Origin of the sequence: Flavobacterium sp. AG291 (genome assembly GCF_003350375.1) — a bacterium.
Lineage (GTDB): Bacteria > Bacteroidota > Bacteroidia > Flavobacteriales > Flavobacteriaceae > Flavobacterium > Flavobacterium suzhouense.
The window spans coordinates 67,623-79,847 of record NZ_QQAR01000017.1 but is presented as its reverse complement, the minus strand read 5'-3'; the positions used below and the strand labels follow the sequence as shown (position 1 = coordinate 79,847).

Below are 12,225 nucleotides of genomic sequence, written 5' to 3'. Positions count from 1 at the left end.
AGAGCGGTTGTTGAAGCTAAAGCCGTACCTCCTGTTGCAGCAGCATACCATTTAATTCCTGTTCCGGTTGCAACAAGATCAGCAACTGTACCTGCGTTACAGAAATCCTGAGTAGCAGCAGGAACTGTCGGAGCAGCAACGATACTTACCGTTACATCAACTGTTTTAACTCTTGAACAACCTAAAGAGTTAGTAACCGTTGCTGTATATGTAGCATTACTATTAAGTTTAGTATATACTGTACCTACACTTTGTCCAGAATAAGCAATTGTTGCTGCAGCATCTGTATAAAGATTAGTTACCGGAGACCATACAACTGTGTTATTAGGATTATATCCAAACACCACATTTGGCCTTGAAGTAGAAGCAGAACTAATACTCCAGCTTGTAAGAGCATCATAGCTTGTCATACCTGCTGGGGTTACACTGTCACTCGCTCCTGTGTAAACACTGTTAAAAGAAGTTGTTGTAGTATTGGTAGTAGTTCCTGACCCATTACCAAAGTTACCCTGATTATGAGCTACTTCTACAATAAGATTACCTCCATTCCAGATATAAGGTGTAGTTAATGCAAATGGTACTAAACCAGTTGTACCCGCTGTAGGAGTATAAGACGCATTATAAACCGTAGTTAGAGAACTTGAAGCTACAAAACCAGCAGTAGTAGTAGTGTTAGTAGTTGTACCTATTTTAATCCTGAAATCATTAAGGGCTGATGCTACTGAAGCATTGAAGTCAAATGATAATGTATTAATAGTTGATCCAGGCATTAATCCCTGTGCACTTAATTCATCGGCTGTAAATAAAATTTGAGTTTTAGTACCTCCATAGAAAGCACTGAATGGATTAGGATATGATGTCGTATCGGGTGCTGTTGTTCCATTACCCAAAGCAGCATTTAGAGAACCTACTGCATTTGTAAGCACAATTGCCTGTGGCGATTGCTGACAAGCAGTAAGTGCAGAAGGAAGAGAAATTGCAGCTGAAGGCTGTAAATTAACAGATACAAGAACTGATATAGGATCAGCCGCACACATAGTTCCTCCAGACTGTGTAGCAGTTAAAACATAAGTAGTGGTAGCAGTTGGGTTAAATGTCCAGCCTGTTGCAGCAGAACCTGTAACTCCTGTAGAAGGAGACCATATATATGTATCATAACTAGCTGCACCCGCTGTTATTGTAACCGGTGCAGTTGTATTACCTGCACAAATCACAGCCGGATTACCGCTTAATGTTAATGCCGGAGCTGGGTTTACAGTAACTGTAACCGGAACTCTAGCTGAAGAACATCCTACCTGGCCGGCAAATATCACATTCAGTCTGCTTGTACTCAGTGTACCAGTAGTAGCTGTTGTTGAAGTTGCATAAAGAATTGTATTACCAGTTGTAGCTGTATAATATGTACGTGCATTATTAGTTAAGTTAGCTCCATTATGGCTTACTTCTAATAATATTCCAGAAGTTCCGTTCCATGAATATGGAGTACTAAAAGTAATAGTCTGTAATCCAGAAGCTGTATGAGTATGTGTTACAGGACCGTATACTACATTAAGTCCGCTAGTGACAAATGTACTGCTTCCAATAGTAGAACCTGCAGCAGCTCCCATACTAACTGTAAAGTTATCATTTGTTAAAGCATCACCAGCAGTAGTGGTGTTAAATGTAATTGAAGTAATGTTACCAGCTCTTAAGCCCATAGCATAAAGCTCAGCGGCTGAATATAAAATCTGCATTCTATATCCACCCCAACGGTTACAGAACGCTGTTGGTTGTTGTGTATCAGTTGTAAGAGTAGTTGCATTACCAATTGTAACATTTCCTGCAGACGTAGTTTCAGCAGCCGCATAAAAAGATGTAGTAGCCGTTACTACAGGAGTAGTAAGATTGTTTCCTGAACCAATAATATTAGAACCTGTAGCACTATCAAACCATAAGATTGACGCACCTGCACTAGGAGTAGCAGATATTGCAGCAGATCCAATACCGCATCTTGTAGCTCCTGTAGAAGCTGTTACACTATTAGGAAAAGTAATTTGCACCGGAGTTGAATAACCTATAGAAGGTCCTGAAGCACAAGTAACTTTTAGCCTATAATATAAAGATGCATTAGGTACAGTAGAATATGTACTTGAAGTTGCATCTGCTATATCAGTATAAACTCCATTATCAGGAGAAGATTGCCACTGGTATGTTACGCCAGAACCTGTAGTACCATTCTGAACCGAAAAATTAACGGTAGTTCCCTGACAGATATTCGTTGCAGAAGCAATAGTATTACCCGGAGTAGGTGTCCCTGAACATGAATTAGAATCTGCAAAAGAAAGGAATCCTGTATAATTAGCAGTAGTAATAACTGTATTAGAAGTTGTGGTATTAGGAGTGCCAGCAGCATAAGTTGCTACACTTCCAAAAGCAGCTGCATAAGCACCGGCAGCAGTTGGTGCCTGCACCGGTATTTTAGTTGCAGTAATATTAGCATCACCTAGTCTAACATTAAGGTTAGTAACTGTTCCTGACACAACCGGAGCTTCCCATCTTCTGTTAGCAGCAAGATTGATAATTGAAGGATCCATAGTACCTGCATTAGTATCAAAAGCTTCAGCTTTCATAACAGTTACCGCAGTTGTAGCCGGCGCAAGTGAAATAGGTGCATAAGCTGCTTTTCCTACCGGGAATGTAATGTAGTTAGTATTAGCATTTCCTGAAGCAATTGTTCTTGCTAATGGACCGCTAACATAAGCAGTCGCACTACCTCCTGTAACTGTTCCCGCTGCAGTAGCAGTACCCACAGTAAGTAAATTTGCTGTAGTTGTATTTACTTTACCTGCTGTTAAAGTTAGAGTTCCACTTAATGACAATGGCAAACTTAGTGTTACACCTGTAGCATTTGTGTTGTTAACATTCATTGAGCTTAGGTTAGCTGTAACAGATGCTGGAGTAGCATTATTTGCAAAAGTACCTGTCCCTGAGATCGTTTGTGCATTTGAACTTACTCCGGCAGTACCATTAAGCAATGAACCTGCATATAAAGTTCCTGTACTTATATAAGTTCCATTATTAACAAGGTTTTTAGACAAATATATAGTATTTCCTGTATCTCTGAATTCAGAACCTGCATTTATGGTTAAATCTCCATTTATACCATGTGAGCCATCGTTAGAAACAAAACGATTTGTTCCGGCACCACCATTAACTACAATATTGTTAAATGTTAATCTTCCAGAACCCTGGAAAACATAGTAACGGAAACCATATGTTGCGCTTCCCCCTGCATCGGTTGAAGTACCATTACCAAATCTAAGTGTATGTGTACCTGAAGTAACATCAACATTAGCACCACTATATTGGAAAGAATAAGTGCTTGTTGAATTTGCGTGAGGGTCAACTATTGTTAAGTTACCTCCAGTCCAGTTAACAAGGTTTGTACTAACTTGTACAATTGCTGTTCCTGATGCAACAGATGTTGCAGTAGCACCGCCATCATTACCATCTACATTAATATCACCGCCGCTTTGGTTAAAAGTAGAACCCGCGGTGTGAGTCATATTACCGTTAATGTTTAAAGTTCCACCTGATACTGTTAAAGTACCTCTATTTGTAAAGTTGTTATTTTTAAGTGTACAACCTACTGTAAGATCACCGGAAGCAATAGTCAATGTTCCCATAGAACCTATAGTAACGTTTTTAGCAACGTTACCCGTTGAGTTTACTGTAACATTTACCCCTGGGGCAATACTTACCAAATCTGTACATACAGGCACTGCCCCTTTATTCCAGGTAGAAGGTGAATCCCAGTTACCACTTGCTATAGCTGTAACAGCAATATCAGCAGTATTAACTCCCATGTATAATCCTGTTGCAGCAGTCAAATCAGCACTACTAACACCGCTGCGCTGTACAGCAGGAAGTACAGTTGTTGCAACATTTGTTCCGCTTAATGCAGCAGATTGCCCTACTAAACGGCTATTACCATTAATAGGATAATAAGCATCCGGAGCAAAAATTGTTACCCATGCAGAAGCCTCAGCAGGAGCATTTCCTTCAGTTGTTACAACAAAATTACTGTTTGTTCTGTCAGTAACCGTATAAGTTCCATCTACTATAGATAAACCAGTAGTTAATCCAGCTACATTGTTAAATGTAACGGCATATACACCTCCAGCAGTTGGAGTAGTTCTTCCTATATAGAAAATTCTTTGTAATCCTTCCGGCGTATAAAATGGATATCTTCCTCCTGAACCTGTCGCTATAGAAGAAGGCCCTGAAGTAGTATAACCCGTTGCTGAAGAACTCCACCATCTTGCAAATTTACCTCCTGGCATAAAACCACCATTTGTTACAGTAAAGGTATTACCGGCAGATGTAGCGCTTGTACCGAAAGTAAGCTTATTAGTACCTAGGTTAATCTTTGCGTTAGTAATATTAAGGTTGTAGTCAACGCTAATATTGTTAAACTGCCAGTTAATATTCGGAATAGTTGTGTTTGTATTACTAAACACAAGATTCCTTATCATGTTATTTACGAATGAACCTGTTCCCGAAACTGTCTGCACCGCAGATCCATTAAGCGTAAGGTTACCCGCTGATGTTGCACCAATAGAAAAATCCATTGATCCGTTATTAACAAGGTTTCCGGAAACAGTTAATGTTTTTCCTGTTGTTGCGTTATAAACATTTACAGCTCCTCCAGAATTTACAGTAAGGTTACCATTTACACTAAAAGACGATGGAGTCGTTCCATAAGCAAGCGTACCATTAACCGTCGTATTTGGTGATGTCTGTCCTGTATTATCAACAGTAACAGTATGTCCCGCTGCAATAGTTACACTTATATCCTGAAATGTAGGAACTGAATTAAGATTCCAGGTAGATGGAGAAGACCAGTTACCTGAAGCAATTGAAATAAAGTTGCCCGGCACAGCTGAAGTCAATGATATATTATCAATAGCTGCTGCTGGCGAAGAACCAAAAGAATCATCGTTCCTCCAAGAGAATATTAATCTGAAAGTTGTTCCTGCCAATGAAGTTGGCAATATAAGTGTTGCTGTTTGAACCCCTGTTTGAGGAGAACCAAAACCAACAGAAGCAGCCCCGGTAATACCACTTGGTATAGGAGTGCTACTAAAACTGCCAGTAATGGCAGTTGAACTCACAGGAGTTACTGAAGTTGGAGCTGTTAAAACCTGCCAATTGTCCCAGTCGGATTCACCTGTAGCTGTCCAATTAAAAGTTAATATAATTTTAGTTTCTCCAGCAGGAATAGTTATATCCCTGTAAAAATAGTTAAGTGCCGGCGTAGAAGTAGTGTAGTTAACCGTTGCACCTGCTGAATTTGAAACATAAGCTGCATTTCCGGTTATGGAACCAGTAGCAGCTGCTGTGCCAATTACCCATGGATTATTGGCAGAGTTTACTGCTGTCCAACCGTTTGCTGCAAATGTGGCACCATTGGCAAAACCACCATCGCCCGCAGGGTTAATCAGTACTGTCTGCCCATATCCCATCGTGACTAACGACAGCATAAAAGCGATTAGTAAAGTAATTTTTTTCATAAAAAATGATTAATTAATTAAAAGTCAATAAAAATAGCCAAATTAGTTACACATATAACAGAAACCGAAGTACTAGTGATATTTTTAAAAAAAAATATACAATATCAATAAATTATTACATTTTATTCAAGATAATTTCAGGTTAGCATTAATTAATTGACAATTAATTAAGGTTTTAAAGTTAAATTTATAACAAAAGTCTATCTGACCACTAGACAATTATATAGATAAATAAAAAAAGCCCTTAAATAGGGCTTTTTTTTGTCAGAATATCAATATTTTTTATTTTTTTTAACAAGCATTATTTAATACTCTCAACATTTACCATTTCATTAGTATCAGCCTTGTAATCAACATTTGAATAATCAAAACCAAAAAGGTTATAAAAATCTTTTCTATACCCCTCAAGATCACCTATCTGAGCAAGATTATCGGTATCAGCCTCTTTCCAAAGTTCAGCTACTTTAGCCTGAACGTCATCACGCATTTCCCAATCATCAATTCTTATTCTTCCTTTATCATCTAATGGCACATCACCTCCCGTATAAAGCCTTTCAGCATACAGTCGCTGAATTTGCTCAATAGTACCTTCATGAAGTCCCATTTCTTTCATTGTTTTATACAATAATGAAATGTATAAAGGAATAACCGGTATAGCAGAGCTAGCCTGAGTTACTAAAGCTTTGTTTACAGAAACATAGGCTTTACCATGAATATCTTTTAATTTATCAGTAATTTCAAAAGCAGTTGCCTCAAGGTGGTCTTTAGCTCTTCCAATAGTCCCTTTTCTATAAACAGCCTCTGTTAATGAAGGCCCGATGTAAGAATAAGCAACTGTAAGTGCTCCATCAGCAAGTACACCTGCTCCTTTAAGAGCATCAATCCACATTGCCCAGTCTTCACCTCCCATTACCGTCACAGTATTCTCGATATCCTCTTCAACTGCCGGAGCAATAGAAACTTCAGAAACTTTACCAGTATGGAAATCTACTGTTTTATTAGAGAACGTTTGTCCGATAGGTTTCAATGCAGAACGGTGTAAAACACCTGTTTCAGGATGCATACGAACAGGTGAAGCAAGACTATAAACAACAAGATCAACCTGGCCAAGATCAGCCTTGATAAGATCAATTACTTCTTGTTTTACTTCTTTAGAGAAGGCATCACCATTAATACTTTTAGCATAAAGGCCGGCAGCATGTGCTTCTTTTTCAAAAGCAGCAGAGTTATACCAACCCGGTGAAGCTGTTTTTCCTTCAGAAGCAGGCTTCTCAAAAAATACACCTATAGTAGCTGCGTTGCTACCAAAAGCACTGGTAATTCTTGACGAAAGTCCAAAACCGGTAGAAGCACCTATAACAAGTACCTTTTTAGCCCCGTTTATTTCTCCTTTAGACTTTACATATGCTATTTGTTGTTTTACATTTTGCGCAGCTCCCTCAGGATGGGCAGTAAGGCAAATGAATCCTCTCATTCTTGGTTCAATAATCATATCTGTAATGGTATTATTATCTATTAGTTTGTTTTATTGTGGAACGCAAAGATAAAGCGTTTTTTTAGTTGAGCAACGCTTCTGCATGCTTTAAGGCTGATTCTGATATATCCTTTCCTGAAAGCATTTCTGCTATCTCTCTTACCCTCTCTTCATGGCTTAGTTTTTTAAGTTCTGATACCGTAGTTTCACCCTGAGTTGACTTAAATACTTTATAATGCTGATTACCCTTTGCCGCAATCTGAGGCAAGTGGGTAATGGCCATTACCTGCATTCCATTACTCATAGCTTTCATGATATCACCCATTTTATGCGCTATCTCTCCGGAAACACCTGTATCAATCTCATCAAAAATGATAGTAGGCAATTTAGAATAAGAAGCTAAAACCGCTTTTACTGCTAGCATGATTCTAGACATCTCACCACCTGAAGCTACTTTTTTAAGCAATCCAAAATCAGTTCCTTTATTAGCCGAAAACAGGAGGCTAACAGCATCCTTGCCATTGTTATGGTAAGTTTCCAACAGGCTCACTTCAAAATTAAAACGTGCATTTGGCATACCTAACTGAGCTAATATAGCTGTTATACTCTCTGTGAGTACCGGAATGGCCGACTTACGTTTTTCATGTATATTTTTAGCCGTCTCATCAATCTGGTCCTTTATCACTTCGGCTTCACTATTGAGTCTATTAATAGATCCATCCAGTTCATCAGCAAGAACAACCTTACCATCCAGAGATTCCTGTATAGCAAGTAGCTCTTCAACAGTTGACACCTGATGCTTTTTCTCTAAAGTATATATCAGTTGGAGTTTTTGATTAACCAACTCAAGTCTTTCAGGATCATCTGTCAGTTTATCAAAAGTTTCCGAAAGTCCGTCTGCGATATCATCAAACTCGATAAGCAGACTATTAGTTCTTTCGAAGAACCCTGAATATTCTGGTGAAAGACCGCTTATCTTTTGCAAAGTAGCTTTTATCTCCTTAAGGTTTTGAATTACACCTATCTGTTCTTCGTTAGCGATAGCTAATGCTTTCCCTACCGATTCTTTAATAAATTCAACATTGTTTAGTTTCTCAAGCTCGGCTTCCAGTTCTGTTTGCTCTCCGTCTTTAAGATTTCCAGAAAGTAGCTCTTGCAAGAGAAATGAATTATAGTCCTGTTCCTTAGACAAAGCCTCTTTTTGCTCTTGAAGTTTTTTTAATTGTGACTGAATTGATTTGTAACCTGTCAACTGTTTTTTATAAACTTCAAGAAGTGAGGCATTACCCGCTATCGCATCTATTATTTGTATCTGGTATTGCTCGTCAGAAAGTTCACGTGTTTGCTGTTGCGAATGAATATCTATAAGATAACTTCCAAGTTCCTGAAGTTCCTGAAGATTAACAGGGCTATCATTTACAAAGGCACGTGATTTACCTGATGGTAAAATTTCTCTTCGGATTATAGTTACCTCTTCATAATCCATATCATTCTCCTCGAAGAATTCTCGTAAATTATAGTCGGCAATACCAAAATGTGCTTCTATCACACATTTTTGCTCTTTATCTTTTAGCGATGAAAGATCTGCCCTATTACCCAATACGAGACCTAATGCGCCCAATAAAATAGATTTACCCGCACCGGTCTCACCAGTGATTGTAGACAGCTTATCCGGAAAATCGATATGAAGATGCTCTATAAGAGCAAAGTTTTTAATATGGAGTGTTTGCAACATGTTGTTTACATAATACTATACAAATATAACATTTAGCAATAAATAAGAATAAAAGCCATGCAAATAAAAAAGCCTGCAATAAGTGCAGGCTATATATTTAGGACGACTCTCACATATAATCTATCGTATTTGGCTCCATTTAGAACCATTGGTAGGCGAGAGTTTATTTAAGTTCTCTAAAAGTTCAGTTAAAGTTACTGTAGGTCCTCCTGAAAACATAGAAACAATTTCGTCTGACTTTGCATCAAAAAATACCCTGGTCAAAAAAGCATTTGGACGAACACTTTGTACTTTGGCCAAAGTTTTTAAAGAGGCTATCACTTCTTCCTTTGCTTTTTTATGGTCGTCTGCCATTTTATCAAGAGCTAAAAAATGATACTCATACAAAGTATCCCTGAAAGGTGTAAATGTATTTGATAAAAGATCATTTACAAGGAAATACCTGTTTTGGTTAGTTCCTTCTTGTTGCCCCCATCCTTTATAGCCGCTACCGGCGCCAAGACTAGCAAGATTTTGGGCTGCCTTATAGTATTCAGTGCCGCCTCCTTTTTGGAAAGAATCTGCATCTAAACCAATAATAATATTTGCATAGAAACCAATTACACCAACAAGGTTATTGCTATCAACGCTGTTTGGATTATAAATAAGATTATCTCCTTCGTTATACCTAAAATTAAAATCCTTGTCGTTAAAGTTAAAGATAGGAGAAGAATAAGTAGAATTATAAACCGGTCTTGAAGACTGAACCTGTAATGTAGCTGTAAAACCAGGCGCATCATAACCCGAAACATTGATAATCATTGAGCATTCAATACGCTCATTTGTTTCAAAATTCCTTGAGGTCCAACGTGTATTGTTTACAAAATCATTCAGTGCACGTTCAAGCGTTTTAAAAATCTGCGTATTAGCATCAGTAACACGATCATAATTAATCTTAACAGTACAGTTCAGTTCCTGGGCATTTACCACTGAGCCAAACATAAATAATACCGCCACTAGCCATTTATACATTATAATGCGTTTTAATCTTATTTATAATATCCTGCGCAACTTCTTCTTTCGTTTTAAGTTCCAAAGGCACTTCGTTAAAATCCTTATCTATGAAGGTTACTTTATTAGTAGGTTTACCAAAACCTGCCCCTTCATCATTAAGAGAATTTAAAACAATCAAATCTAAGTTTTTTTTCTTAATCTTCAGTTTTGCATTCTCAATTTCATTTTCAGTTTCAAGAGCAAAACCAATTAAAAACTGATTTTTTTTCTTTTCACCAAGCGAAGAAAGTATATCCTTTGTTTTTTCTAACTCCAAAGTAAGGTTGCTGTCACTCTTTTTAATTTTTTGCGGAGCCACATATTTAGGCCTGTAATCAGCAACGGCAGCAGCTGCAACGGCAGCATCCACATCGTCAAAATATTCATGGCAGGCATGATACATCTCTTCCGAAGATGTTACATTAACTACTTTTACAGATGAATGTGTCATCTTTGAATGAGTAGGCCCCGTAACCAAAACAACCTCTGCACCTTCATCAGCGGCCACTTTTGCAATATCAAACCCCATTTTTCCGGTAGAATGATTACCTATAAAACGCACGGGATCTATAGGTTCGTATGTAGGACCTGCAGTTATAAGTATTTTTTTTCCTCGTAAAGGTAATTTGCTTTCAAGATCAGCTTCTAAAAAGGCAACAATATTTTCAGGTTCAGCCATCCTGCCCTCGCCTGAAAGACCACTGGCAAGTTCTCCGCTTTCGGCCGGAATCATTATATTCCCAAATGACTGTAAAGCATTGAAACTAGATAAAGTAGACGGATGTTTGTACATATCAAGATCCATTGCCGGGGCAAAATAAACCTGACATTTAGCCGAAAGATAAGTTGCAAGTAAAAGATTGTCCGAATTGCCCGAAACCATTTTAGAAAGTGTGTTGGCTGTAGCCGGAGCAATTAGAAAAAGATCGGCCCAAAGTGCAAGATCTACGTGGTTATTCCATACCGCATTTTCATCTTCTTCATTAAAGAAAGAAGAATGAACCGGATTTTTGGAAAGGGTAGACAATGTAAGGGGTGTAACAAAGTCTTTAGAAGCAGGCGTCATAATGACTTGCACCTGAGCGCCTGCTTTTATAAAAAGCCTTACCAGCGAGGCTGTTTTGTATGCGGCAATACCCCCGGAAATGCCGAGTAAAATTTTTTTACCGCTTAAAACAGACATACTGTAATTATTTATTTTCTCTTCTGTAAGATATTTTATCCTCTAACCATTCCTGAACAGCCAAAGCGTGAGGCTTTGGAAGTTTTTCGTAAAACTTAGAAACCTCTATCTGTTCTTTGTTTTCAAAAATTTCCTCAAGGCTATCATTGTAAGTCGCAAATTCCTCAAGCTTCTCTATCAATTCTTTTTTGATTTCAGTATTGATCTGGTTAGCTCTTCTCGCGATAATGGTAATTGCTTCGTACACGTTACCTGTAGGCTCTTCAATTACATTCTTGTTATAGGTAATTGTGTTAACCGGAGCAGTTGTTTTCTTTAAATCCATGACTCGTTTATTTAGAAAATTTTTGTAATTCAGTATCTATTCTGGCAAGCATCTTATCTGCCTGATCTTTGTATTTTGTTTGCGGGTTAAATTTAACCAACGCATTGTAATTAACTTTCGCTGCTTCCAGACGTTCAGCCATTTTTGTCCATATACTGTTTATTGCCAAACGGTAAGAAGAATCGAATTTGTAAAACAAAGCGTCTTCTTTGTATATAGTTCCCGGATGATCTATAATAAAATTATCCAGCGCTTTGATTGCAGCATTATGATCTCCATTATAATCCGAAATCGTATTGTACTGTTTTGCAATCTCAAAAGCTTTTTTATCAAGCTTATCTCTCAATTCTTTCACAAGTGCATTAGCTTCTGCCATGTACTGCGAATTAGGATAATTATCTACAAAACTCTGAAGTTTATCCAAAGCTTTATAAGTATCAACCTGATCCAAAGAATATACCGGTGAAAGCATATAATAACTTTTAGCTCCTAAAAATGCCGCTTCCTCTACTTTCTCACTTCTCGGATAACCTGCCGTAAAACTTTCAAACTGATAACCTGCTGTATAATACTGCTTTGTCTTGTACAATGCCTGAGAATACATATAAAACATTTTTTCTGCCTGAGGCTTACCTCTGTATGAAGGAGCTATCTGTTCAAAAAGGCGTATAGCTTTAGTATATTTACCTTTTTCATACAGCTTTTCAGCTACTTCATATTTCATCTTAACATCGTCTTTCTTAAGGGCTGTCTGAAACTCACTACACGATGTAAGTGCTAATGCAAAAAAAAGTATATAAAAATATCTTGTCATATTAGTTAGTTATGCTGCAAAGCAGCGGCTGTTTTAAAAGCAACTGCAAAATTAGTTAATAATTATTGAATACAAAATCTTTTTTACAGTCTAATGACCATAAAAAAAGA

General features: G+C 37.7%; 7 protein-coding genes. All 7 read right to left on the bottom strand.

Annotation, left to right across the window (positions count from 1 at the left end):
* The coding region (locus DEU42_RS15960; RefSeq protein WP_147278141.1) for a beta strand repeat-containing protein at positions 1-5,552 on the bottom strand (5,552 nt) is incomplete at its 3' end.
* 301 nt (positions 5,553-5,853) lie between these two features.
* Positions 5,854-7,044: an enoyl-ACP reductase FabV gene (fabV, locus tag DEU42_RS15955; RefSeq protein ID WP_114759332.1), complete on the bottom strand. Its 1,191-nt coding sequence runs from the start codon at positions 7,042-7,044 to the stop codon at positions 5,854-5,856.
* A 64-nt stretch (positions 7,045-7,108) separates the two neighbouring features.
* Positions 7,109-8,761 (bottom strand): DNA repair protein RecN, encoded by a 1,653-nt coding sequence (gene recN, locus DEU42_RS15950; RefSeq protein ID WP_114759331.1) that lies wholly within the window; start codon positions 8,759-8,761, stop codon positions 7,109-7,111.
* 120 nt (positions 8,762-8,881) lie between these two features.
* Positions 8,882-9,772, bottom strand: a complete 891-nt coding sequence (locus tag DEU42_RS15945) for a DUF4835 family protein (protein ID WP_114759330.1) — start codon at positions 9,770-9,772, stop codon at positions 8,882-8,884.
* Positions 9,765-10,976: a bifunctional phosphopantothenoylcysteine decarboxylase/phosphopantothenate--cysteine ligase CoaBC gene (gene coaBC / locus DEU42_RS15940; RefSeq protein WP_114759329.1), complete on the bottom strand. Its 1,212-nt coding sequence runs from the start codon at positions 10,974-10,976 to the stop codon at positions 9,765-9,767. Before coaBC ends, DEU42_RS15945 begins: the two co-directional genes overlap by 8 nt.
* A gap of 7 nt (positions 10,977-10,983) precedes the next feature.
* On the bottom strand, positions 10,984-11,301 hold the full coding sequence (locus DEU42_RS15935) for a DNA-directed RNA polymerase subunit omega (protein WP_114759328.1): 318 nt from the start codon (positions 11,299-11,301) through the stop codon (positions 10,984-10,986).
* A gap of 7 nt (positions 11,302-11,308) precedes the next feature.
* Positions 11,309-12,115, bottom strand: coding sequence for an outer membrane protein assembly factor BamD (locus tag DEU42_RS15930; RefSeq protein ID WP_114759327.1), 807 nt, complete (start codon positions 12,113-12,115; stop codon positions 11,309-11,311).
* Between the last annotated feature and the right edge of the window lie 110 nt (positions 12,116-12,225).

Excerpts from the sequence above, each read along its gene's own strand:
- fabV (WP_114759332.1), bottom strand. The coding sequence starts at position 7,044 with ATGATTATTGAACCAAGAATGAGAGGATTCATTTGCCTTACTGCCCAT.
- recN (WP_114759331.1), bottom strand. The coding sequence starts at position 8,761 with ATGTTGCAAACACTCCATATTAAAAACTTTGCTCTTATAGAGCATCTT.
- DEU42_RS15945 (WP_114759330.1), bottom strand. The coding sequence starts at position 9,772 with ATGTATAAATGGCTAGTGGCGGTATTATTTATGTTTGGCTCAGTGGTA.
- coaBC (WP_114759329.1), bottom strand. The coding sequence starts at position 10,976 with ATGTCTGTTTTAAGCGGTAAAAAAATTTTACTCGGCATTTCCGGGGGT.
- DEU42_RS15935 (WP_114759328.1), bottom strand. The coding sequence starts at position 11,301 with ATGGATTTAAAGAAAACAACTGCTCCGGTTAACACAATTACCTATAAC.
- DEU42_RS15930 (WP_114759327.1), bottom strand. The coding sequence starts at position 12,115 with ATGACAAGATATTTTTATATACTTTTTTTTGCATTAGCACTTACATCG.